Origin of the sequence: Nocardioides sp. cx-173, assembly GCF_021117365.1 — a bacterium.
In the GTDB taxonomy this organism is placed as follows: Bacteria; Actinomycetota; Actinomycetes; order Propionibacteriales; family Nocardioidaceae; genus Nocardioides.
In genome coordinates, this window is sequence record NZ_CP088262.1 from 2,447,510 (window position 1) to 2,470,589 (window position 23,080).

Sequence of the window (23,080 nt, forward strand, 5' to 3'; positions counted from 1 at the left end):
GACCCATGACCATCGCCTCGGAGCTGCGCGACGACCACGTCCGCGTCGTCACAATGAGCCATCCGCCCGTCAACGCGCTGCCCGTCCAGGGCTGGTTCGACCTCGCCGCCGCGCTCGACGAGGCCAGCCGCGACCGCGACACCCACGTCGTGGTGCTCCGCGCCGAGGGCCGCGGCTTCAACGCCGGGGTCGACATCAAGGAGATGCAGCGCAGCTCCGGCTTCGACCTGCTGCTCGGCGCCAACAAGGGCTGCTTCGCGGCGTTCAAGGCCGTCTACGAGTGCGCGGTGCCGGTCGTCGCGGCGGTCCACGGCTTCTGCCTCGGGGGCGGGGTCGGCCTGGTCGGCAACGCCGACTGCGTGGTCGCCAGCGACGACGCCTACTTCGGGGTTCCCGAGGTCGACCAGGGGGCGCTCGGGGCCGCCACCCACCTGGCTCGGCTGGTGCCACAGCACCTCATGCGGACCCTGTACTTCACCGCCCGCACGATCACGGCCGCCGAACTCGTCCCGCACGGCAGCGTCCTCGAGGTGGTCCCCCGAGACCGCCTGGACGACGCCGCGCTCGCGGTCGCCGGCGAGATCGCCGCCAAGGACGCCCGGGTCATCCGCGCCGCCAAGGAGGCGCTCAACGGCATCGACCCGATCGACGTCAACAAGAGCTACCGCTTCGAGCAGGGCTTCACGATGGAGCTCAACCTCGCCGGCGTGGCCGACGAGCTTCGCGACGCCTTCGCCGGCACCGACAAGGCGGGCAGGACGTGACAGCGGCGCCCCGCGACAAGCGCATGAGCATCGGCGAGGTCGTCGCCGAGCTCGAGGACGGGATGACGATCGGCATCGGCGGGTGGGGGTCGCGCCGCAAGCCGATGGCGCTGGTGCGAGCGATCCTGCGCTCCGAGCTGCGCGACCTCACCCTCGTCAGCTGGGGTGGCGCGGACGTCGGTCTCCTCGTGCGGGCCGGCAAGGTACGCCGACTGGTCTATGCGTTCGTGTCCCTCGACTCGGTCCCCCTCGAGCCGAACTTCCAGCGCGCCCGCCAGGACGGCACGATCCCCGAGGTCGTCGAGCTCGACGAGGGCATGTTCCAGACCGGGCTGCGCGCGGCCGCGCAGCGGCTGCCCTTCCTGCCGATGCGAGCGGGTCTGGGCTCCGACGTGCTGGTCAACAACGCCTGGATCAAGACCGTCCACAGCCCCTACGACGACGGCGAGGAGCTCGTCGCCGTAGCGGCGCTGCGCCTCGACGTGGCGCTGGTGCACCTCAACCGCGCCGACCGGCATGGAAACGCCACCTACCTCGGCCCGGACCCCTACTTCGACGACCTGTTCTGCATGGCCGCCGACCGGGCCTACGTCAGCGTCGAGCAGGTCGTCGACACGGCCGGCCTCACCGTCAACACGCCCGTCCAGAGGCTGCTGTTGAGCCGAATGATGGTCAGCGGCGTGGTCGAGGCTCCGAACGGCGCGCACTTCACCACGTGCGCGCCCGACTATGAGCGCGACGAGCGCTTCCAGAAGGCGTACGCCGCAGCGGCCGGCGGGTCCGAGGAGGACTGGTCGGTGTTCGAGGAGCGCTTCCTCTCCGGCGACGAGTCCGACTACCAGGCCGCGGTGCGGGCGTTCGGCGAGGAGCAGGCATGAGCACGAGCGACCCGGGCGCGACCCGCGCGGACGTCTGCGCCGTCGCCATCGCCGACGCCTTCAAGGACGACGGTGAGATCTTCGGCAGCCCGATGGGCCTGCTGCCGATGCTGGGCGCGCGCCTGGCCCGCCTCACCTCCAACCCCGACCTGGTGATCTCCGACGGGGAGTCGCTGTTCCTGGCCGGCACTCCCCCGCTGTTCGCCACGGGCGACGTGGTCGAGGGCTGGATCCCGTTCCGCAAGGTCTTCGACGTCGTCGCCTACGGCAAGCGGCACGTGATGATGGGCGCGACCCAGGTCGACCGGCACGGGAACCAGAACATCTCGGCCATCGGCGACTTCTCCCAGCCCAAGCGCCAGCTCCTCGGGTCGCGCGGCGCCCCGGGCAACACCGTCAACAACCGCACCTCCTACTGGGTGCCGAAGCACTCGCCCCGCGTGTTCGTCGAGCGGGTCGACATCGTCTCGGGCGTCGGACCGGCGCTCGCCAAGAGGACCGGGCCCGCGGCCGCGCGCTTCAACGACATCCACCGCATCGTCAGCAACCTGGCGGTGTTCGACGTCCGGGGCGAGGGCGACACCGTGCGCCTGCTCAGCGTGCATCCGGGCGTGACGGTGGACGAGGTGCGACAGGCGACGGGGTTCCACCTGGACGCCGTCGACGACGTGCCCGTCACCCGGTCGCCCACCACCGAGGAGCTCGTCCTCATCCGTGAGGTGCTCGACCCCACGTCGCTGCGGCACCGCGAGGTGCCTGTCGCATGATCGCGCAGCTCATCCGGACGCCGTTCACCGAGCTCACCGGGGTCCGGCATCCCGTCGTCCAGACCGGCATGGGCTGGGTCTCCGGGCCCCGCCTGGTCAGCGGTACGGCGAACGCCGGCGGGCTCGGGATCCTGGCCTCGGCGACCATGACCCTCGAGGAGCTCGAACGCGCCATCGTCGAGGTCAAGGCCCGCACCGACCAGCCGTTCGGGGTCAACCTGCGCGCCGACGCCGGCGACGCCGCCGACCGCTGCGACCTGCTGATCCGCCTCGGCGTGAAGGTCGCCTCGTTCGCACTCGCGCCCACACGCGACCTGATCGCCAGGCTCAAGGACCACGGCGTCGTCGTCCTGCCGTCGGTGGGCGCCGCGCGCCACGCCGAGAAGGTCGCGGCCTGGGGCGCGGACGCGGTGATGGTGCAGGGCGGCGAGGGCGGCGGCCACACCGGCCCGGTGCCCACGACCCTGCTGCTGCCGACCGTGCTGGACGCGGTCGACATCCCGGTCGTCGCGGCGGGCGGCTTCTTCGACGGGCGGGGCCTGGCCGCGGCGCTGTCCTACGGCGCGGCCGGCGTCGGCATGGGGACGCGGTTCCTGCTGACCCAGGACAGCGCGGTCCCGCAGGCCGTCAAGGACCTCTACCTGCAGCAGGATCTCACCGGCACGGTCGTCACCGCGAAGGTCGACGGCATGCCGCACCGGATGCTGCGCACCGCCTTCGTCGAGGAGCTCGAGGAGAGCGGCAGCCTCCGGCGTCTCGGCCCGACCCTGCGGCGGACTCTGGAGTTCAAGCGCACCAGCGCGATGTCGTGGCGCGAGCTCGCCCAGGACGGTCGCGCGATGCGCAGGAGCCAGGGCCGCACGCTCGCCCAGATGACGCTGGCGGCCAACACCCCCGTGATGCTGCGCGCCGGTCTGGTCGAGGGCGACACCGGCGCGGGGGTCCTCGCGTCCGGCCAGGTCGTGGGGGTCATCGACGACCTGCCGACCTGCGAGGAGCTGGTCGACCGGATCGTCACCCGCGCGGACGCCGAGCTGCGGCGCTCGAGGGACTACCTCCTCTAGGAGCGGCCCGGGACGTAGCCCCGGGGCGGCGCCCAGACGCCGGTGTCGCGCAGCCGCGCGTGGATCTCGTACTCGGGGCGGAAGTACTCCGTCAGGGCGGCCCGGGTCGTGGCGCTCAGCTCGGGCTCGCGGCGCTCGCTGGACACGTTGGCCGTGCGGATCCGCACGGCGTCGCCCATCCGCTCCTCCAGCCACGACTGCCAGGCATCGGGACGGTCGAGCGCGAAGACCCGGTCCACGCCGAGGTCCAGGTCGTCGCTCATCGCCAGGAACCGCGCCGGGCGGCCGACGTTGCGAGTCACCGTCCTGTCGCCCGCGACGTACGCCGCCGCGAACCGCTCGAAGCTGACGTCGCCGGTGTAGCGGTGGGGCCGCTCCTCGAGGATCGCCGGGCGGGAGCGGTAGCGCCACCACGACTCCAGCCACTCGATCGGCTCGCGGAACAGCGAGACCAGCTCGTAGTCCTTCCGCGGATAGCCCGCGTGCCGCAGGATCGGCATCATCCGCGCGTGGAACTGCCGGCAGTTCATGTGCTTGAGCTTGGGGTTTCCGCGAAGGACGACCTCGGCCTTGCCGCTCAGCGACCTCACGATCGAGGTGGACGCGCACTTCGGCATCGACAGCATCACGAAACCGTGGCTGGGCAGCGCGATCATGCGCCCAACCTACTGGCTGCGTGTTCTCCGAGGACGGCGCCCGTCAGTCGGTACTGTCGCTCGGTCGGAACCCGTCTCGGAGGAGCCCCCATGCACGCACGCGCCACCCTGCCGGCCCTCGGGCTGGCGCTCGCGCTGGCCGCAGCCGTGCCCGGTGCGGCGACGGCCGACTCCCCACGCCGTACGGCGGCCGGGGCCGCGCCGTCCTGCGGCACCGGGGTCGTGGGCCAGGACTCCTCCGGGCGCATCCTCGAGCACTTCGTCCGCAACGGGCGCCAGGTCCGCACCCGCCGGGGCCCCCGGCTGCCCCAGCGGATCACCGGCCTGGGCTACGTCGACGTCCGCGGCAAGGTCACCCGGCTGGCCGCCACGACCGTCGGCGGCGTACCCCGCATGCTCACCCTGAGGGCGACCGGCCGCCACCGGATGACGGCCTCGACCACCCCCTTCGCGCAGCGCGGCTTCGCCCCCGTCCTGTTCACCGACGCCTACGGCTACTTCGCCTACTCGGTCGACCGGGCCGGGGTGCTCCACCGGTGGGTGCTCGAGCGCGGGCGAGGCGGCGAGGTCCGCTACTCCGGGCGCACCCGCCTCGGCGCCGGCTTCGCGGGGCTCACCGCGCTCGGCACCGCCGGCCGCCGCGCGAAGCCGGCGGCCGACCTGCTCTACGCCGTGACCGCGGGCGGGGCCCTGCGGCTCCTCACCGTCCCCCTCGCGCGGCCCCGCGCCCATACGGCGCAGACCCTCCTGCGCCGCGGGTACGCCGGCGTCACGGAGCTGTCGGCCGGCTACTGCGTCGCCGAGGGCCAGGACGTCGTCATCGCGCTCGATCCGAGCGCCGGCAAGGCGACCTGGACCCTGATCAGCGGACTGACGACGCGGTCCCCGAGCGCCCACCAGCGCGGCGCCGTCAGGGGCCGGGCCGACTGGGCCCTCCACGCCGTCATGTGAGCGGCCCCGGGCGTGGGCCACGCTGCCGGGAGCGCTATTTTGGGGTCATGTCCGAGGAGCCGCCCGTCCGCCGTGCCCGGCACCTGATGGACCCCTCGAAGCCACGTCCGCCGGTGCGCCAGGAGGACATCCAGCGGCTCGAGCGCGTGCAGAAGTGGGTCCTCTCGATCCTGATCGTCACCACGATCCTGCACCTCTCGGTCGGGGTCGGGCTCGCCGCGCAGTACGTCGAGGAGGACGCGGTCGTCGCGGGCATCGGCCTGAGCGTGCTGGCGAGCGCGTTCGGGGTCATCGCCGTGGCGTCCGGCCTCGCGGTCCACAAGCGCAACATCGCCTCGCCATGGCTGCTGCTCGGGGTGGTCCCCGGCCTCGTCTCGCTCTACCTCGTCCTGCGCTGACCCCGTAGCACCCGGGACGCCGCCACCCGCACCTCGGCCGCTCAGTCGGTCGTGGTGTAGGCGCCGCGATAGAACAGCAGGGGCCGCTCCGGTCCCCCCAGCGCCAGGTCGAGCACTCGGCCGATGACGACGTAGTGGTCGCCGGCCTCGTGAACGGCGTGGATCGCGCAGTCGACGTACCCCAGGGCGCCGTGCAGCAGCGGCGAGCCGGTCTGCTCGGTGGGCTCCCAGTCGACGCTGGCGAACTTGTCGGTGCCGCGGCTGGCCATCGTGTTGGAGAGCTCCGCCTGGTCGTGGGCCAGGAAGTTGACGCAGAACCGGCCGGCTCGCTGCATCAGCGGCCACGCCCGAGAGGTCTTGGCCGGGATGAAGAGCACCAGCGGCGGGTCCAGCGAGACGCTCGAGAACGACTGGCAGGTCATGCCGACGGGCTCGCCGTTGCTGACCGCGGTCACGACGGTCACGCCCGAGGCGAAGCTGCCGAGCACGTCGCGGAAGGTGCGGGCGCGCGCGACGGCGTCCGGGTCGTCGGCGTGGACCTCCGACACCTCGCCCGGTCGCCACTCGACGTCGAGGTCGACGTCGCCCAGCCAGGAGCTGATCAGCTCCGCGCTCGGCCAGGTCTCCCGCGCGTCCGCGCTCATCCCCTCGGGGATCTCGGCACCGGAGCTCATGGACCCCATGGTTCCACCGGGGCGGGCGCCGTCGGCGCCGGTCTCACTGACCGCCGCCGAAGTCGTGGCCCCAGTAGGACACCGCGGTGGACTCGCGCGCGACCCAGCGCGCGTCGTCCACCTGGAGGCCGTCGGTGCCGAACTCGACGTCGAAGCCGCCGGGCGAGCGGACGTAGAAGGAGACCATCTCGTCGTTCATGTGCCGCCCGAGCGTCGCCGACAGCGGCGCCTGGTGCTTGCGGACCCGCTCCAGCGCGCGACCGACGTGGTCGAGCTGGTCGACCTCCAGCATGATGTGGACGCACTTGGCGGGGTTGGGCATCGGGAGGAACGCCAGCGAGTGGTGACGCGGGTTGACCCCGAGGAAGCGCAGCCAGACCTTGGATCCCGGCTCCTTGCCGACGAACTCCCCCGGCATGCTCATCGAGTCGCGCAGCCGGAAGCCCAGCACCTCGGTGTAGAAGCGCAGCGCCTCGACGTCGTCGAGGACGGGCAGCACGATGTGGCCCATCCCCTGGTCGCCGGTCACGAACGTCGCGGCGTACGGCGTGACGACCGGGCGCGACTCGTAGCTGATGCCGTGGAAGAGCTCGAAGACGTTGTCCCAGGGGTCGCAGAACCGGACCAGCTCCTGGACGCGCCGCTCGTCGAGCTCCTCGCGGGTGCCCTCCTCGAACGGGACGCCGGCCTTCTGCAGGTGCTCGCGCGCCTCCTGCAGCGCCCGGTGGTCGGCGACCTCCCAGCCGGTCGCCGACAGCTCGTCGACGTCGGCGGGGAACACCACCAGCCGGGCCGACACCTGGTCGATGCGCCAGTACTGGTGGGCGAGGTCGGGCCCGCGACCCGGAGCCAGGCCGAGGACCTTGCCGGCGAACGACGCCCACTGCGCGAGGTCGGTGCTCGCCACCCGGACGTAGCCCATCGACCTGATGTCGATGGTCATGCGCGCCTCCTCTCCCCCTCTGATGCGCGCCCTCGGTCGCTCGCTCGTCCCTCGCTCGACTCGGTCGGGCGCGAGTGGCGGGCGTAGAACGCGGTGGCGACCTCGCGGAACTCCTCGGCGGCCTCGATCTGGGCCCAGTGCCCGCAGTGGGGGAAGACATGCAGCGACGCCCTGGGGATCAGCTTGAGGGCGACCATGGCGCCGTCCAGCGGGTTGACCCGGTCCTCGCGTCCCCAGGTGAGCAGGGTGGGCGCGCGCAGGCGGTGGGCCTCGCGCCAGAGCATGCCGTCCTCGGCGGTCTCAGGGCTCCAGAACGACATGCCCATGGAGCGCATCGCCTCCTGGGCGCCCGGCGCGGTCGCGTCGGCGAAGCGCTCCTCGACCAACTCGTCGGTGACCAGCGACTGGTCGACGACCATGGTGGAGATGAACGCGCGCAGCGCCTCGCGGGTGGGGCTCGCGCCGAACTCCATGAGCCGCTGGACGCCTTCGGTGGGGTCGGCGTGGAAGAGGTTGAGAGAGAGGCCGCCCGGGCCCATCAGCACCAGACGCCCGACCCGGTCGGGGTAGGCGAGCGCGAGCCGCATCGCCGTACCGCCGCCGAGGCTGTTGCCCAGCAGGTGCACGCGCTCGATGCCCAGCTCGTCGAGCAGCGCGACCACGTGGTCGGCGGCGTGACGGTAGTAGTTGCCGACCACGGGCGGCTTGTCGGAGCCGCCGAAGCCAGGCTGGTCGACCAGCAGCGTGCGGAACGTCGCCGCGAAGCCCGGCAGCGCGCGGCCGAAGTTGGACCAGGCGCTCGCGCCCGGCCCCCCGCCGTGCAGCATGACCAGCGGCAGGCCGCCGCCGACCGCTGTGGGATCGCCGGCCTCGTAGTAATTGAGGGTGATCTCGCGGGCCTTCGCCGAGCGGCGGGTGGCCTCCTGGGAGAGGTCGCTCATGGGTCAGTACATCCCCGGGTCGACCTGGTGGCCGAACTCGTGGGCCCCGAACATCTGCAGCGCGCGCTCGGGGTCGTTGGCGGCGTGCACCCGGCCGGCGTGCGCGTCGCGCCAGGCCCGCTGCAGGTAGGTGCCCTGGGCCAGGGCTCGTCCGCCCGAGGCCTCGAAGAGCGCGTCGATCGCGTCGAGCGCCCGCTGACTGCCGATCACCTGGTCGCGGCGTACCTTCAGGCGCAGGCCGAGCGGGATCCTCTCCCCCCGCTCGACGTGGGCCATCTCCTCGCGGATGTTGTGGATGAGCAGCGCCCACGCGGCGTCGATCTCCGAGGAGGCGCGGGCGATGCGGACCATCGCGAACGGGTCCTTGGACGCCTTCTCCCCGAGGTACGCCGCCCGGCTGCGGGCCCGCTGCATCTCCACGTGCTCGGCGTAGGCCCCCCTCGCCATGCCGATGATCGGGGTGGTGATCGTGCCGGTGAAGATCGAGTGGAACGGCAGCTTGTAGAGGTCCGCGGTGTTCTGCTCCTGACCGGGACCCCGGCACTGGCCGGTGTCGCTCATGCTGAGCGTGAACGCCTCGGGGACGACCTGGTCGTCGACGAGGATGTCGTTGGAGCCCGTGCCGCTGAGCCCGACCATGTGCCACACGTCGACGATCGTGTACTTCTCGCGCGGCACCAGGAAGGTCTTGAAGTCGATGACGTCGCCCTGCTCGTTGTAGACCAGGCCGCCCAGCAGCACCCAGGAGCAGTGGTCGCAGCCCGACGAGAAGCTCCACTTGCCCGACAGGCGGTAGCCGCCGTCGGTGACGGTCGCCTTGCCTGTGGGCGCGTACGACGAGCTCAGCCGGGTGCTCGTGTCTTCGCCCCAGACGGCCTGCTGGGCCTCGTCGGCGAACAGCGCGACCTGCCAGGGGTGGACGCCGACGACGCTGGCGACCCAGCCGGTCGACCCGCAGGCGCTGGCGATGTCGCGCACCGCCGTGTAGAAGGTGACGGGGTCCGCCTCGAAGCCGTCGAAGCGCTGCGGCTGCAGCAGCCGGAAGAACCCGGTCTCCTCCAGCTCCTTGATCGACGCCTCCGGGACGACGCGGAGCCGCTCGGCCTCGTCGGCGCGCTCGCGGATGGCGGGGAGCAGGTCACGGACACCGTCGAGCACAGCCTGGGACATCGAGAGCTCCTGTCGTGGTGGGACAGGGTCAATACTAGAACACGTTCTCGTTTTGGTCGATATCGCTGGCGGCCACCGCGTGGACCTGACCGCGAGCGACGGCGATACTGCGGTGATGTGGAGCCAGGACTTCGAGGGCCCGGCCGGAGCGCGGCCCGACCCGCGGGTGTGGGGCCACGAGCGCGGCGGCGGTGGCTGGGGGGACGCCCAGCAGCAGGTCTACACCGACGATCCCGGCAACGTCGCACTCGACGGCGCCGGACACCTGGCGATCACGGCTCGACGCGAGCCCGACGGGACCATCACCTCGGCCCGTCTCACCACGCACCGCCGCTTCGCCACGACCTACGGGCGCGTCGAGGCGCGGATCAAGGTCCCCGGAGGTCGCGGCAGCTGGCCGGCGTTCTGGATGCTCGGTGACGACCTGGACGACGTCGGGTGGCCGGCGTGCGGCGAGATCGACGTGATGGAGCACGTCGGCGCCCAGCCTCACCTGTGTCACGGGACCGCGCACGGCCCGGGCTACAGCGGTCTCGCCGGGGGTCTGGGTGGTGCGGTCGACGCGGGCACGGACCTGTCCCAGGACTTCCACGAGTACGCCGTCACCTGGGACCGGCGGGGCATCACGTGGTCCCTCGACGAGCGGGAGTACCACCGGGTGACACCGGCCGACGTCGCTGCCTGGCCGTTCGATCACCCCTTCCACCTGGTGCTCAACCTCGCGGTCGGCGGCGACTGGCCAGGCAACGACACCGAGGACCCCACACTTCCGGCTGTGCTGCTGGTCGACCACGTGCGGGTCCACCCGCGCTAGCCCGCGCAACACGGCCCCGCCCCGCATCGTCGGCGAGCCCGTTGCCGGCGGGACGGTCACCGTCGAGCCGGGGACCTGGGTGGGCACCGGGCCGCTGCGACGCCTCGCCTGGGTCGAGGCCTGCGACGCCGACGGCTGCCGGCGGCTCGGCCCGGTCGACCCGGCGGGAGCCGAGTACACCAGCCCCGACCTGGCCGGGCCGGCGACCTACGCCGTGGGGCGCGAGCAGGTGGGCAAGCGCCTGCGCGTCGTGGTGGCGGGCTACTCGTGGCGTGGGGTGAGCACGGCGTCGTCCGAGCTCACCCCGGCCGTGACAGGTCCCCCCATCGAGGCGGCTCCGACCTACCGCACCACGTCCCCGCCGTACGTCGAGATCGTCGGGAACACGCTCGTGGCGCCCCGCCGGTTCACGCACTGGTCCTCCATCGCGCAGCCGGAGCTCGCCTTCCAGTGGGAGCGGTGCGCCGGCGAGACCTGCGAGCCCGCCCCCGGCGCCGCCGGCCCGCTGCACCCGCTCGTCACCGACGATGTCGGCCATGAGCTGCGCGTGACTTTCACCGCGACCAACGCCTACGGCTCGGTCTCGGGGACGTCGGCCCGCATCGGCGTCTCCGCGGAGATGCTGCGACTGAAGTCCGGAGCCCTCGCCGTCGACCAGCCACGGCTCAGCGGTGTCGCGCAGGCCGGCCTCCCCCTGCAAGTCGAGCCCGGCGCCTGGATCGACGACGGCAGCGCGCACCGGTACTCCTGGCAGCGGTGCACCGACACCTGCAGCGACATCCCGGGCGCCGCCGCGGCGACGTACACGCCCACCTCCGCCGACGTCGGCGCCCGACTGCGGACCCTGGTCACCGCGACCGGCACCGTCCGCACCTGGTCGGGACGCCCCGCCACCGTGAACGTCGCCACGGCGACGACCGAGCCGGTGCTGCCGGGGCGGGAGGACCCGGGACCACAGGAAGCCCGGACCACAAGACCCCGGACCACAGCAGCCGGTGCCTGATCGCGTGTCGCCGCGGCTCACCGGCGTCACCCTCACCCCCGTGCGACTGGGGGCGCGTGGCGCAAGGCTGAGCCTGTTCAGCTCGGAGCGCGCCTCCCTGCTGCTGAAGGTCACGCGGGTGGGTAGACCCGGGCGCGTCGTCACCCGGGCCCGCCGCGCGGTCGTGGCCGGAGCCCAGCGGCTGCATCTGAGGCGGCGCATGGGCGGGGTCAGGCTTGCGCCAGGCCGCTACTTCCTCACGCTCGTGGCCACCGACGCCGCCGGCAACCGATCGACCGCCACCGTGCTGCGGTTGCGCGTCCAGCGTCGCTGACGACCAACCGCTCGGATGCGAACTGACTCGCGGCAGTCCGCCGCGGCGAGGGCTACTCCCCCGGCGGCGGGTCCGGGTGGGGTCCCGGCTGGTTCGTGTCTGGCTCCTCACCGTCCGGAGTCGGCGGCTCGGCGTCCTGATCGTGCTCGTGAGCGGGGTCCGTGGTCATGAGGACCGGTACCCGGGCTCGCCCGATCTACGTGCGCCGATGGAAGCGGACCCGGCCGTCGGCGAGCCGGTCGACGCGGTAGTGGTGGTCGTGCGCACGATGGTGGTGGAACGAGCAGAGCAGGTCTGCCTGCGCCAGGTCGGTCCGACCTCCTGCGGACCACGGCTCGCCGCCGTGATGGGCCTCGCACCAGGAGGAGGGGATGTCACAGCCCTCGGAGCGGCAGGTCGGTTGACGTACGGCGAGCGCCTTGCGCTGCGCGGGCGAGTAGAGGCGGCGCGCCCGGCCCAGGTCGAGCACCTGGCTCTCACCGCCGAGGACGACGGGGATGATGCTCGCGGTGCACGCGAGTCGGCGCGCCTCGGCGGCCGAGATGGGCTCGTCGCCGGCGAGCGCCACGCCCAGCCCGCCCATGAGCGTCTGCAGGTCGATCGTCACGAGCACCGTCGTCGCGTCGCCGCCGTGCATCGGGATCCGCGCAGGGTCGGCCGCCTCGAGGAAGGCGCCGAAGGCATGGCCGAGCTTCTGGTCGTGGGGTCGCCGGTCGTCCGGGGCGCTCTTGCGCTCGCGGCGCGGCGAGGTGAAGGCGTTGAGGTAGGTCAGCAGCCGGGCACAGATCCGGTCGGAGACCCGGATGTGGATGTCAGTCGTGCCGTCACCGTTCCTGCGGGTCCTCAGGAAGGTGCGCCGGGAGGCCTGCCTCTCCTCCTTCTCGAGCTGACGCTCCTCGATCCCCTCGCCGACCTCCGGCGCCACGACCTCCAGGACCCGGCGCCCGAGCACCCGCAGCACGTCGGGCGCGAACTGGGCGGCCTCCGCCACCAGGCGCTCCTCCGCCGCAGCGCGCACTGCCGCGTCGACCTCCTCGGGCAGCGCCTCGACGGCGCTGACCACCACCGAGGCCTGGGCAAGGTTGAGCGCCCCCTGGCGCAGCGCGTCGGCCGTCGTCGGGTGCTGCGTCAACGTCTTCGCCAGCGGCAGCCGACGCCGGCACTCACCGCGGTCGCGTCGTCCGCGGTGTGCCAGCCACGCGGCCGCGTCGCGGGCGCCATCGCGCTCCGCGACGTCGTCGGCGTTGGCCAACACGCGCATCCGCAGCTCCTCGACCCCGTCGATCACCGAGCTGAGCCCCAACAGGGCTGCGGCCTTGTCCTCCGTCGACAGGTACATCGGGTCGACATCGGCCGTCTCGGCCAACGCCCGATTGAGCGCGTCGACCGCCGCAAACACCGGATGCTGCGGGACTTCGGTCTGAGACATGGAGGCACCTGGAGATCGACGGTCGCCCGGGGACCCACCCCACCGGGACTCAACAGAACGTCGATGCCAGCGCGTCGCGTGACGAGCTCCACCGAAGCGGAGGACTACTGCATCTGCACTTATTAGATCATGTGTTCGAAGCAAAGTCAAGTGTCGACGTGCCGTTGTGAACATGCAGGTCAGCGCCACATCGGCGAAGATGAGTCTTCGGCCGCGCCGTCGCGCCTTCCTATGCGGGCTCGACGGGTAGCCAGAGCTCGCAGGTGGCGGTCCCGGCTTCGGCATCGAAGGCGAGGATGGCGACGATCTCGGGTCCGGGGCGCAGCCGCCACGGCTGCGACGGGAACCAGGTGCCCGAGGTCGCTGCCCAGACGTCCTGCAGGGCTTGCGGGTGCGGACCCTCGGTTCGGAAGACTGCCCACGTCCCCAGCCGGCACCTGGATGACGTCGAGACCCTCGGGTGCGGCGGCTGTGGTGGCCACACCGTGCAGGTAGGTGAGCTCGCTCCCCTCCGTCCGGTCAGGGTCGAGGTCGTCGCTGACGGCGAGCACCCCCGACGGCTCGGTGTCGTTCAGGCTCTTCAGCCGCTTGACCTCCTCGACCGCGATGCTGGCAACGTGCTCGGCGATGTGCGCATTGATGCCCTCGTGGATCAGTGGCACGCGCTTGGCGTAGCCGATGAGGCGGACGGCGGGCAGGCTGGTGATGCGGGTGTCCATCGGGACGCTCCCTTCAACGGTCAGGTGGAACCTGATCCGTGGTTGTGTGCGTAAGGGGCCCCCATCACGCCGTGCGTCGCTCGGACCGACCCCGTGCACAGCACGGAACGCTCGCCCGAACGCCTCGGTCGAGCCGTAGCCGTACCGGACCGCGATCGTGAGCAGGTCATCATTCGTGGTGACCAGGTCCGAGGCGGCCAATGACATCCGGCGCCGGCGTACGTACTCCGACAACGGCATCCCGGCCAGCGATGCGAACATCCGCCGCAAGTGGTGCTCTGTGGTGCCCGTGCGCGTGGCGGTGCCTGACGCATCCACCGGAGCGGACGGGTCGGTCACCAGGTGTGACTCCACGTCGTCGACGGCGAGGTTGAGAACGGCGATCATCTGGGTCCCTCCTTTCGCCTCCAGCCTGCGGCCCCTGAGCGCTCAGGACCCGATCATTGCGGTCCGATGCCGTCAGCAACCCGTGAGGAACCGCACGACGAGGCGAGAGGAGCAGACACGCAGATAGGTCGCTTCGCGGGCCTCGCGGCCATGCCTGGTCCGGAGGGCCCGAGACCTGCGTCATCGCGCCGCGTTGGTGCGGAGTGAACTAGGTGTTGCTGGACAGGAGGTTAGTGAGGCGCCTTGCGGGGCTGGGGCCGGGGATCACTGAAGGATGCGGTCTACGAACTCGCTGATGGCGGCGTCCACGGATAGTCCGATATCGATCGGCGCGGTGAGGTGGTCGAGCATCAGTCCGTCGATGGCGTAGTGGAACAGGGCGATCTCGGCTTGTCCCCCTGGCAGGCCAGAGCCGTTGTTGAATGCGACGTCCTCCGGGAATGCTCGCTGTCGCCACGCCGACAGGGCCTCGCTCAGAACGGAAGCGGCTGGTGATCTGGGGAAACGATGAGCAGACCCACCACGCGTAGTGCATTGTCGACCGCGACCCGCCCCATCACCTCACCGGCTTCGCAGTTCAGCGTCGTGACGCCGACGACCGTTCCGAGTATCTGCTCGTCGTCCTCGATCCGGTCACCGCCCGGCAGCACGACGTGAATGTCGGTCTGTGTCTCCAGCGCTCCGACCTCTGCCAGTACGCGGGACCAGGTGTCCATGACGAGGACCTCCGGCAGCTCGCTGCGAACGTCGGGGTGGAGCAGCTCTTCGAGACTCGCGTAGTCGCCGGAGCTGATCAGCTGAAACACGCGCTCGGTCAGTGTGCGGACCTGCTCAACGGACATGTTCTCTCCTGTGATCGGTTGGCCGGTGGCCGGGTTGGTGGCGCGCCCGAAACGCTTGAAAGCCGCCTGACGCGTCATGCCGAGGGTCTTGCCGATGTCGGCCCACGTGCGGCCCTCCGCACGGGCTTGATCGACCGCCCGGTTCAGGTTCTGTCGGGCGTGCTCAAGCTCGGCGCGAGCTGCGCTGATCGGATCCACCACGTCCGCAGTCAACCGGAGGATGACAAGATCGTCAACCTTTGGATGACGCCAGCGAAGCCCGTGAGTTGCTTGTGGGCGGCGACCCGGGTTTGGGTCAGGAGTTGGCGGCCTGCTTGTCCTGCTCTGCCTTGAGCATCAGGGCGATGTCGATGAGCTGGTCCTCCTGGCCGCCGATGAGCTTGCGGCGGCCGGCCTCGAGCAGGATCTTGGCGCCGGAGACGCCGTAGCGCTCCGCGGCGTTGCCGGCATGCTTGAGGAAGGAGGAGTAGACGCCGGCGTAGCCCATCATCAGCGTCATCCGGTCGAGCTGGCACTCCTCGGGCATGGCCGGCTTGATGACGTCCTCCGACGCATCGACGATGGTGAGGAAGTCGATCCCGGTCCTCCATCCGAGCTTGTCGCAGACACCGACGAAGGCCTCGAGCGGGGTGTTGCCGGCGCCGGCACCGAAGCGGCGCACGGAGCCGTCGATCTGAGTGGCGCCGGCGCGGGCGGCGATGACGGTGTTGGCGACGCCGAGGCCGAGGTTCTCGTGGCCGTGAAAGCCGACGGTCGCCTCTCCCCCGACCTCGGCGACGACGGCCGCGACCCGGTCGGCGGTCTGCTCCATCACGAGCGCGCCGGCGGAGTCGACGACGTAGACGCACTGGTTGCCGGAATCGACCATGATCCGGGCCTGCCTGGCCAGGACCTCGGGGGGCTGGGTGTGGCTCATCATCAGGAAGCCGACCGTCTCCAGGCCGAGCTCGCGAGCCAGGCCGAAGTGCTGGATCGAGGTGTCGGCCTCGGTGCAGTGGGTGGCGATGCGGCAGATCTGGCCGCCGTTGTCCTGGGCGGCGCGGATGTCGTCCTTGGTGCCGACGCCCGGCAGCATCAGGAACGCGATCCTGGCGCGCTTGGCCGTCTCGGCCGCGATCCTGATCAGCTCCTGCTCGGGCGTGCGGGAGAAGCCGTAGTTGAACGACGAGCCGCCGAGGCCGTCGCCGTGGGTCACCTCGATGACCGGCACGCCCGACTCGTCGAGCGCCTCGACGATGTCGTGCACCTCCTGCGCGGTGAACTGGTGCCGCTTGTGGTGCGAGCCGTCGCGCAGGCAGGTGTCGGTCAGGCGCAGGTCCAGCCCGCTGTCGGGGTCGGTCTGGGACCAGGTACGGGCGAGGGTGTCACGGTCGTTCATGTGGCTGCCTTTCCGGGACGTGGTTTCGAGGCTCGCTTCGCTCGCACCTCAACCACCGAGGGACCTCGCGATGCTCTCGCCGACGCGGGCGGCGGCGGCGGTCATGATGTCCAGGTTGCCGGCGTACGGCGGCAGGTAGTCGCCGGCGCCCTCCACCTCGACGAAGACGCTCACCTTGGTCTGGCCGCGGGTGGCCGGCGACGGGTCGTCGATCTGCGGCTCCTGGAGAAGCCGGTAGCCGGGCACGTACTCCTGCACGGCGTTCTCCATCGCGAAGACGCTGGCGACGATCGCGTCGCGGTCGGCGTCGGGCGCGACGGCGCAGTAGATCGTGTCGCGCATGATCATCGGCGGCTCGGCCGGGTTGAGGATGATGATCGCCTTGCCGTGGGCGGCGCCGCCGATCGTCTCGACGCCGGCGGCGGTGGTGCGGGTGAACTCGTCGATGTTGGCGCGGGTGCCGGGCCCCGCCGACCTGCTCGAGACCGAGGCGACGATCTCGGCGTAGGACACCGCGGCCGCGCGGGAGACGGCCGCGACCATCGGGATGGTGGCCTGGCCGCCGCAGGTGATCATGTTGACGTTCATCGCTCCCAGGTGCTCCTCACCGTTGACCGGCGGGATGACCGCGGGGCCCACGGCGGCCGGGGTGAGGTCCACCGCGCGGATGCCGGCCTCCTCGTAGCGCGGGGCGTACTCGCGGTGCACGTAGGCGGAGGTCGCCTCGAAGATCAGGTCCGGCAGCTCGTCCTGCTTGAGCAGCCAGTCGACGCCCTCGTGGCTGGCCTCCAGCCCGTGCTCGGCGGCCAGGCGCAGGCCCTCGGAGACCGGGTCGACGCCGATCATCCAGCGCGGCTCGACGCTGCCCCCGTCCCGGGCGCTGCGCAGGAGCTTGTACATCAGGTCGGTGCCGATGTTGCCCGGCCCGACGATCGCGGCGGTGCGCTTGGTCATGCTCACTCCTCGAACTGCACGCTGAGCGGCGCGAAGCCGCTGATGGTCGCCACGACCCGGTCCCCCGGGGCGAACGGCACGAACGGGCCCAGGGCCCCGGACAGGATCAGGTGGCCCGCCCGCAGCGGGTCGCCGAAGCGGTACGCCTGCACGGCGAGCCAGCGCAGCGCCTCCAGGGGGTCGCCCAGGCAGGCCGCGCCGGTGCCGGAGGAGCGCTCCTCCTCGTTGATGCTCAGCGACATCGCGACCTCGCGGGGCTCGATCTCCTCGAGGCTGCGCCCGTCGCGGCCCACCACGAACAGGCCGCTGGAGGCGTTGTCGGCGACGGTGTCGGTGAAGCCGATGTCCCAGTCGGCGATCCGCGAGTCGACGATCTCCAGCGCGGGCAGCGCGACCCCCACGGCCGCGCGCACGAGGTCGAGGGTGATCTCGTCCTCGTGCTCGGGCGCGAGGTCCCGAGCGAGCTCGAAGGCCACCTCCCCCTCCACCCGCGGCTGCAGCAGGGTGCCCATCGAGACCGGGGCCCCGTCGGCACCGTGGCTGACGTCCATGTCGCTGAGCAGGTAGCCGAAGTCCGGCTGGTCGACGCCGAGCTGGCGCTGCACGGCCTCCGACGTGGCGCCGATCTTGCGCCCCACGACCCTCGCTCCGACCGCCAGGCGGGCACCGACCAGTCCCTGCTGCACGGCGTACGCCGCCGGGAGGTCGTCGGTGCCGATCAGGTCGCGCACCGGGGCGCACGGCACGCGGGTCGCCTGGGCGTGCGCGAGCCGGTCCACGGCCGCCGCGATCGAGTCTCCGGAGGTCACGGCACCAGAGTAGAACCTGTTACAGTTTCGCGCCATGAGCACCCCCCTGCCCCCCGAGGTGGACGTCGTGGTCGTCGGCGCCGGCGGGGCCGGCATGACCGCCGCGCTGGCCGCCACGAAGCGCGGGCTGGAGACGGTGCTGGTCGAGCGGAGCGCCTACTTCGGCGGCTCGACCGCGCGTAGCGGCGGCGGGGTGTGGATGCCGGGCAACTACGCCCTCCGGCAGGCGGGCCAGGCGGACCCGCTCGAGGAGTCCAAGCGCTACCTCGACTGGATCGTGGGCGACGTGGTGCCGAAGGTCCGCCGCGACACCTACGTCGACCGCGGAGCCGAGGTCCTCGACTTCGTGCGCGAGCACACTCCCCTGCGCTTCACCTGGGTGCCCGGCTACTCCGACTACCACCCCGAAGCGCCCGGCGGCCGGGCCGAGGGCCGCAGCTGCGAGCCGGTGCCGCTGGACGCGCGCGTCCTCGGCGAGGAGCTGCGGCGGCTGCACCCGCAGTACACCAAGGCGCCGGCCAACATGATCGTCACGCAGGCCGACTTCCGGAAGATCAGCCTCGGGATGCGCACGCTCCGCGGGCCGATGACGATGGTCAAGGTCCTGCTCAACCGGATCCTCAGCGGCCTGCGCGGGCGCCGGATGTACGCGATGGGCAACGCGATCGCGATCGGTCTGCGACAGGGGCTCATCGACGCCGGGGTGCCGCTCCACTACGAGACCGACCTGACCGAGCTGGTGCTCGAGGACGGCCGCGTCGTGGGTGTCCGCGTGACGCAGGGCGGTCGGGAAAGTGTCGTACGGGCACGGCGCGGGGTGATCCTCGGCAGCGGCGGCTTCGAGCGCAACCTGGAGATGCGCGAGAGGTACCAGCCGCGGCCCACCTCGGTCGAGTGGACGACCGGCTCGGAGTTCAACACCGGGGGCGGCATCGTCGCCGGCATCGCCGCCGGCGCGGACACCGACCTGCTCGACGACGCGTGGTGGGGGCCGACGATCCCGCTGCCCGGGCGGCCGTGGTTCTGCCTGGCCGAGCGCAACCTCCCGGGCTCGATCATCGTCAACCAGGCCGGCGAGCGGTTCATGAACGAGGCGCTGCCCTACGTCGAGGCCGTCCACGAGATGTACGCCGGCGAGGCCACCGGCGTGGGCCACGTCCCGAGCTGGATGGTGATCGACCAGCGCTACCGCAACCGCTACGTCTTCGCCGGCCTGATGCCGCGACAGCCGTTCCCCGGGCGCTGGTACAAGGACGGCGTGATCCGCACGGCCGACTCCCTTGCGGCGTTGGCCGCCGAGATCGAGGTGCCGGCCGCAGCACTGACCGCGACCGTCGAGCGCTTCAACCGCTTCGCCCGATCGGGCACCGACGAGGACTTCCACCGCGGCGAGTCGGCCTACGACAAGTACTACTCCGACCCCACGGTCAAGCCGAACCCGTCGCTGCACACGATCGACCAGGGGCCGTTCCACGCCGTCAAGATCGTGCCCGGCGACCTGGGCACGAAGGGCGGCCTGGTCACCGACGAGCGGGCGCGGGTGCTGCGCGCCGACGGCTCGGCGATCCCCGGCCTCTACGCCGCCGGCAACGTGTCGTCCGCGGTCATGGGCCGCACCTACGCCGGGCCGGGCGCCACCATCGGGCCCGCGATGGCGTTCGGCTACCTGGCCGCCCAGGACCTCGCGTCGACGCCGGTGGTCGAGGAGGACGGGCAGCAACCGGCGCGAGACCCCGGAGCCAAGGAGACCGCCTGATGCCCATCGACGCCTCCGTCGCGATCGGCGCAGACCTGGGCTCGCGTGAGTTCGCCTGGACCGAGAGCGACGTGCTGCTCTACCACCTGGCCATCGGCGCGACCGACCTGTCCTACACGCTCGAGACCGCCGGGCTGCAGGTGCTGCCGTCCTTCGGCGTGGTGGCGCCGACGTTCCACGACACCGACCCGCCGCCGCTCGACCTGCCCGGCTGCGACCTCGACCTGGCCCAGGTCGTCCACGGGTCGCAGTCCATCTCGACGGCAGGACCGCTCCCGACCTCCGGGTCCGCCACCGTCTCGACGCGGATCAGCGACGTCTGGGACAAGGGCACGGCCGCGGTCATCTGGCAGGAGGGCGTGGCGACCTCGCCGTCCGGCCAGGAGCTGTGGACCACCCGCTCCTCGATCTTCGTCAAGGGCGAGGGCGGCTGGGGCGGGCACCGAGGCACGTCGGAGAAGGTGGCACCGCCCGATCGGGCGCCCGAGGTGGACGCGACGTACGACGTGACGGCGCAGCAGGCCCTGCTGTACCGCCTGTGCGGAGACCGCAACCCCCTGCACGCGGACCCCGAGTTCGCCGCCGGCGCCGGCTTCCCCGCCCCCATCCTGCACGGCCTCTGCTCCTACGGCATCGTCCTGCGCGAGCTCACCGACCGACTGCTCGGCGGGGACGCCGCCGCGGTGTCCGGCTTCGCTGGCCGCTTCGCGGGCGTCGTCTTCCCCGGCGAGACGATCCGGGTGCGGGGCTGGCGCGACGGCGGACGCATCGTGGCCTCGGCCAGCATCGCCGGTGGCGAGCGCGACGGCGCGCCGGTCCTGGCCGACGTGGTGCTGGCGCCGGCGTGACGGCGCCCCGTTCTCGGCGGCTGCTGGGTTCGCCGAGCGTGCGTCAGGCCGGCTTGGTCGCCAGCAGGTAGAACCGCTCGGTGATCTCGCCGCGCCAGGCGAGCGGACCGCGCAGGTACCACTCCAGGTCGACGAGCCCGGCGGCCTCGACGGCGGAGCGCACGTGCGCGGGGTCGTGCATGACGAAGTCCAGCGACACCTCGACGTCCAGCCACGAGTCCAGGTGCCGTACGGCGGGTCCCGCCTGCATCGCCAGCATGAGCCGCCCGCCGGGGCGCATCGGCCGCGCCAGCGCACCGACGGCCTCGGTGAGCTCCGATGGGGCCAGGTGGATCAGGGAGTACCACGCGAGCACCGCGCCCCAGCCGTCGCCGGTGGCGGGCCGCATCAGCCGCCTCAGGTCACCCACGTCGTAGCGCCCCTCGGGGTAGCGGCGCCGGGCCTGCTCCACCATCTCGGGGGTGAGGTCGAGCCCCCACGCCTCCACTCCGGCGTCGGCGAGGTACGCCGTCACGTCTCCCGGCCCGCAGCCCACCTCGACCACGGGCTGGTCCCCTGCCTCACTGGCCACCCGATCGAGCAGCCATCGCTCGAACGGCAGTCGGGCGAGGTCGTCGCTCAGCTGCTCGGCGTAGGTCTCGGCCAGGGCGGCGTAGCTCGTCCGCACGCGCTGGTCGCGCGCCTCGCCGCCCTCGGCGAGCACGACGTCGAGGTCGGCGGTCGCCGCGGCCGACGGAGCCGTCGAGCCGGCTTCGACCGGTCCGAGCAGGTGGACCCAGCGGTTGTCGTGCTGGCCGGGGCGCCGTTCGAGCTCGCGCACCAGGGGGGTGGGCCGGGCGGCCATCCGGCGCAGGGTCTCCTCGACGGCCTCGCGGTCGGCGAAGGCGTGCAGCCGCTCCGTGCGCGAGCGCAGCTCCCCGGGCGCCTGCCGCCCGCGCAGCAGCAGCACCGTGACCAGCGCGCGCTCGGCGTCGGTCAGGGACAGCGTCTCGGCGAGCGTCTCGTGGTACTTCAGGGTCCGGCGCCCGGTCGGGGCCCAGACGATCCGCACCAGACCACGGTCCTTGAGCTCGCGTGCGACGCGCTCGACCGTGGCCTCGTCGTAGTCGGTGATCGGGTCGCGGCTGCTCGTCTGGTTGCAGGCCGTGCGCAGCGCGTTGAGGGAGAGCGGGTACGACGCCGGGACGGTCCGCTCCTTCTCGAGCAGGGCGCCGAGGATCCGCTGCTCGGTGGGGTCCAGGTCGGGTAGCTCGGACATGTGCCGACACTAGCCACGGGCCGCGACCTCAGCGCCGCATGACCAGCCCTGCCGGCGGACGAGCCCGGCCGGGCGCCAGCGCCCTCGCGTCCCGCACGATCGCGGGGCGGCTGCCTCGGTGCGGGCGGTCAGTCGGGCTTGCGGGCGATCACATAGAGCCGCTCGGACGTCTCGCCCCGCCAGGTGAGCGGTCCGCAGTGGTACCACTCGACGTCGACCAGGCCCGCGGCCTCCACGACCGACCTGACCTGCTCGGGCCCGTGGAAGACGAAGTCGAGCGAGACGTCGAGGTCGAACCACGAGTCGACGCGCGTAACCGCCGCCGCGCCCGCGTGCAGGGCGAGCACCAGCCAGCCGCCGGGCCGGATCGGACGCACCAGCGCCGCGACCGCGTCGGGCAGCTCGGAGGGGGCGAGGTGGATGAGGGAGTACCACGCGAGGACGGCGCCCCAGCCGTCGCTGGCCGTGGGGCGCATCAGCCGGCGCAGGTCGCCCACCTCGTAGCTCCCTCCCGGGTGCCGGCGGCGCGCCTCCTCCACCATCTCGGGCGTGAGGTCGAGCCCGGTCGCGTGCGCGCCCGCGGCCGCGAGGTACGCCGTGACGTGGCCGGGCCCGCAACCGACCTCGACCACCGGCTGCTCCCCGGCGTGCGCGGCGACCCGGTCGAGCAGCCAGCGCTCGAACGGCAGCCCGGTGAGCTCGTCACCCAGCCGGTCGGCGTACGTCGTGGCCACGGTGCCGTAGGCCGCCCGCACCCGGTCGTCGCGGACCTCGCGGCCCTCGGCGATCACGCTCTCGAGGTCGACCGCCGGCTCGCCGGCACCAGCCGCGGCGGACCCGGCGCCCTCGTCGACCGGTCCGAGCAGGTGCACCCACCGGTGGTCGTGCTGCCCGGCTCGACGCGGCAGCCGGCGCACCAACGGGGTCGGGCGCTGCGCCATCCGCTGCAGCTCCGCCTCGACCGACTCCCGGTCGGGGAAGTGGTGCAGGCGCTCGGTGCGCGAGCGCAGCTCCCCGGGCGCCTGCGGGCCGCGCAGCAGCAGGCCCGTGATCAGCGCCCGCTCGGCCTCGGTGAGCGAGAGCTCCTCGGCCAGCGTCTCGTGGTACTTCAGGGTCCGGCGCCCGGTCGCCGCCCAGACGATCCGCACCAGCCCGCGGTCCTTGAGCTCACGTGCCACCCGCTCCACCGTGGCCTCGTCGTAGTCGGCGACGGGCTCGCGGCTGCTGGTCTGGTTGCAGGCGGTGCGCAGCGCGTGGAGCGAGAGCGGGTAGGACCCGGGGACGGTCCGCTCCTTCTCCAGCAGGCTGCCGAGGATGCGCTGCTCGATCGGGTCCAGGACGGGCAGGTCGGCCATGCTCCAGAC

The 23,080-nt window shown here is 72.2% G+C and carries 25 protein-coding genes; 11 read left to right on the forward strand and 14 right to left on the reverse strand.

The window, feature by feature from the left end; genetic code table 11:
- The first annotated feature begins 5 nt into the window (after window positions 1–5).
- Genes LQ940_RS11875 through LQ940_RS11890 form a run of 4 tightly spaced genes read left to right on the forward strand, consistent with a single transcriptional unit; the run spans window position 6 to window position 3,473 of the window.
- A complete protein-coding gene (locus LQ940_RS11875; protein WP_231242803.1) occupies window positions 6–764 on the forward strand; it encodes an enoyl-CoA hydratase family protein in 759 nt (252 codons plus the stop codon).
- Complete coding sequence (locus tag LQ940_RS11880) at window positions 761–1,642, forward strand: CoA transferase subunit A (RefSeq protein ID WP_231242801.1); 882 nt, start codon at window positions 761–763, stop codon at window positions 1,640–1,642. Before LQ940_RS11875 ends, LQ940_RS11880 begins: the two co-directional genes overlap by 4 nt.
- On the forward strand, window positions 1,639–2,409 hold the full coding sequence (locus tag LQ940_RS11885) for a CoA-transferase subunit beta (protein WP_231242799.1): 771 nt from the start codon (window positions 1,639–1,641) through the stop codon (window positions 2,407–2,409). The genes LQ940_RS11880 and LQ940_RS11885 overlap by 4 nt, the downstream gene beginning before the upstream one ends.
- Window positions 2,406–3,473, forward strand: a complete 1,068-nt coding sequence (locus tag LQ940_RS11890; RefSeq protein WP_231242797.1) for an NAD(P)H-dependent flavin oxidoreductase — start codon at window positions 2,406–2,408, stop codon at window positions 3,471–3,473. Before LQ940_RS11885 ends, LQ940_RS11890 begins: the two co-directional genes overlap by 4 nt.
- On the opposite strand, the gene LQ940_RS11895 is transcribed toward LQ940_RS11890, so the two are convergent.
- Window positions 3,470–4,129, reverse strand: a complete 660-nt coding sequence (locus LQ940_RS11895) for a hypothetical protein (RefSeq protein ID WP_231242795.1) — start codon at window positions 4,127–4,129, stop codon at window positions 3,470–3,472. The two genes, LQ940_RS11890 and LQ940_RS11895, sit on opposite strands and share 4 nt — an antisense overlap.
- A 90-nt stretch (window positions 4,130–4,219) precedes the next feature.
- Between LQ940_RS11895 and LQ940_RS11900 the strand changes: the two genes are divergently transcribed.
- A complete protein-coding gene (locus LQ940_RS11900) occupies window positions 4,220–5,080 on the forward strand; it encodes a hypothetical protein (protein WP_231242792.1) in 861 nt (286 codons plus the stop codon).
- Window positions 5,081–5,127: 47 nt separating this feature from the next.
- Window positions 5,128–5,478: a hypothetical protein gene (locus tag LQ940_RS11905; protein WP_231242790.1), complete on the forward strand. Its 351-nt coding sequence runs from the start codon at window positions 5,128–5,130 to the stop codon at window positions 5,476–5,478.
- A gap of 41 nt (window positions 5,479–5,519) precedes the next feature.
- Here the strand turns inward: LQ940_RS11905 and LQ940_RS11910 are convergent, their stop codons facing one another.
- Genes LQ940_RS11910 through hsaA form a run of 4 tightly spaced genes read right to left on the reverse strand, consistent with a single transcriptional unit; the run spans window position 5,520 to window position 9,206 of the window.
- A complete protein-coding gene (locus tag LQ940_RS11910; RefSeq protein WP_231242788.1) occupies window positions 5,520–6,152 on the reverse strand; it encodes a flavin reductase family protein in 633 nt (210 codons plus the stop codon).
- 43 nt (window positions 6,153–6,195) lie between these two features.
- Window positions 6,196–7,095 (reverse strand): iron-dependent extradiol dioxygenase HsaC, encoded by a 900-nt coding sequence (hsaC, locus tag LQ940_RS11915; protein WP_231242786.1) that lies wholly within the window; start codon window positions 7,093–7,095, stop codon window positions 6,196–6,198.
- Window positions 7,092–8,036 carry a 4,5:9,10-diseco-3-hydroxy-5,9,17-trioxoandrosta-1(10),2-diene-4-oate hydrolase gene (gene hsaD / locus LQ940_RS11920; protein ID WP_231242784.1) on the reverse strand — a complete coding sequence of 315 codons (945 nt, stop codon included), beginning with the start codon at window positions 8,034–8,036 and terminating at the stop codon, window positions 7,092–7,094. Before hsaD ends, hsaC begins: the two co-directional genes overlap by 4 nt.
- Before the next feature lie 3 nt (window positions 8,037–8,039).
- A complete protein-coding gene (hsaA, locus tag LQ940_RS11925; protein ID WP_231242782.1) occupies window positions 8,040–9,206 on the reverse strand; it encodes a 3-hydroxy-9,10-secoandrosta-1,3,5(10)-triene-9,17-dione monooxygenase oxygenase subunit in 1,167 nt (388 codons plus the stop codon).
- Between the two features lie 79 nt (window positions 9,207–9,285).
- Here hsaA and LQ940_RS11930 point away from each other — a divergent pair, with 79 nt between their 5' ends.
- From LQ940_RS11930 to LQ940_RS11940, 3 genes are all read left to right on the forward strand, one after another.
- Window positions 9,286–10,020: a glycoside hydrolase family 16 protein gene (locus tag LQ940_RS11930; protein ID WP_231365022.1), complete on the forward strand. Its 735-nt coding sequence runs from the start codon at window positions 9,286–9,288 to the stop codon at window positions 10,018–10,020.
- A 79-nt stretch (window positions 10,021–10,099) separates the two neighbouring features.
- Window positions 10,100–11,023, forward strand: coding sequence for a hypothetical protein (locus LQ940_RS11935; RefSeq protein ID WP_231242777.1), 924 nt, complete (start codon window positions 10,100–10,102; stop codon window positions 11,021–11,023).
- 4 nt (window positions 11,024–11,027) lie between these two features.
- Entirely contained in the window at window positions 11,028–11,336 is a 309-nt protein-coding gene (locus LQ940_RS11940) for a hypothetical protein (RefSeq protein WP_231242775.1), read from the forward strand.
- A gap of 196 nt (window positions 11,337–11,532) precedes the next feature.
- Here LQ940_RS11940 and LQ940_RS11945 read toward each other — a convergent pair whose 3' ends face one another.
- The 7 genes from LQ940_RS11945 to LQ940_RS11970 form a co-directional block, all read right to left on the reverse strand.
- Window positions 11,533–12,765, reverse strand: a complete 1,233-nt coding sequence (locus LQ940_RS11945; RefSeq protein ID WP_231242773.1) for a DUF222 domain-containing protein — start codon at window positions 12,763–12,765, stop codon at window positions 11,533–11,535.
- A 179-nt stretch (window positions 12,766–12,944) separates the two neighbouring features.
- Window positions 12,945–13,871: an AraC family transcriptional regulator gene (locus LQ940_RS11950; protein WP_231365023.1), complete on the reverse strand. Its 927-nt coding sequence runs from the start codon at window positions 13,869–13,871 to the stop codon at window positions 12,945–12,947.
- A gap of 264 nt (window positions 13,872–14,135) precedes the next feature.
- The gene (locus tag LQ940_RS21825; protein WP_331275727.1) at window positions 14,136–14,348 is read right to left on the reverse strand and encodes a hypothetical protein; all 213 of its coding nucleotides are present in this window, start codon (window positions 14,346–14,348) and stop codon (window positions 14,136–14,138) included.
- On the reverse strand, window positions 14,345–14,914 hold the full coding sequence (locus tag LQ940_RS11955; RefSeq protein WP_231242770.1) for a DUF3887 domain-containing protein: 570 nt from the start codon (window positions 14,912–14,914) through the stop codon (window positions 14,345–14,347). The genes LQ940_RS21825 and LQ940_RS11955 overlap by 4 nt, the downstream gene beginning before the upstream one ends.
- A gap of 94 nt (window positions 14,915–15,008) precedes the next feature.
- Window positions 15,009–16,091, reverse strand: a complete 1,083-nt coding sequence (gene dmpG, locus LQ940_RS11960) for a 4-hydroxy-2-oxovalerate aldolase (protein WP_231242768.1) — start codon at window positions 16,089–16,091, stop codon at window positions 15,009–15,011.
- Between the two features lie 48 nt (window positions 16,092–16,139).
- Complete coding sequence (locus LQ940_RS11965; RefSeq protein ID WP_231242766.1) at window positions 16,140–17,045, reverse strand: acetaldehyde dehydrogenase (acetylating); 906 nt, start codon at window positions 17,043–17,045, stop codon at window positions 16,140–16,142.
- Window positions 17,046–17,047: 2 nt separating this feature from the next.
- Complete coding sequence (locus LQ940_RS11970) at window positions 17,048–17,854, reverse strand: 2-keto-4-pentenoate hydratase (protein ID WP_231242764.1); 807 nt, start codon at window positions 17,852–17,854, stop codon at window positions 17,048–17,050.
- 34 nt (window positions 17,855–17,888) lie between these two features.
- On the opposite strand from LQ940_RS11970, the gene kstD reads away from it, so the two are divergent.
- The gene (gene kstD / locus LQ940_RS11975) at window positions 17,889–19,610 is read left to right on the forward strand and encodes a 3-oxosteroid 1-dehydrogenase (protein ID WP_231242762.1); all 1,722 of its coding nucleotides are present in this window, start codon (window positions 17,889–17,891) and stop codon (window positions 19,608–19,610) included.
- The gene (locus LQ940_RS11980; RefSeq protein WP_231242760.1) at window positions 19,610–20,458 is read left to right on the forward strand and encodes a MaoC family dehydratase; all 849 of its coding nucleotides are present in this window, start codon (window positions 19,610–19,612) and stop codon (window positions 20,456–20,458) included. The genes kstD and LQ940_RS11980 overlap by 1 nt, the downstream gene beginning before the upstream one ends.
- 43 nt (window positions 20,459–20,501) lie before the next feature.
- On the opposite strand, the gene LQ940_RS11985 is transcribed toward LQ940_RS11980, so the two are convergent.
- Together LQ940_RS11985 and LQ940_RS11990 are read right to left on the reverse strand one after the other, a co-directional pair.
- Window positions 20,502–21,716 carry a DUF480 domain-containing protein gene (locus LQ940_RS11985; protein WP_231242758.1) on the reverse strand — a complete coding sequence of 405 codons (1,215 nt, stop codon included), beginning with the start codon at window positions 21,714–21,716 and terminating at the stop codon, window positions 20,502–20,504.
- Between the two features lie 128 nt (window positions 21,717–21,844).
- Window positions 21,845–23,071 (reverse strand): DUF480 domain-containing protein, encoded by a 1,227-nt coding sequence (locus LQ940_RS11990; protein ID WP_231242756.1) that lies wholly within the window; start codon window positions 23,069–23,071, stop codon window positions 21,845–21,847.
- Between the last annotated feature and the right edge of the window lie 9 nt (window positions 23,072–23,080).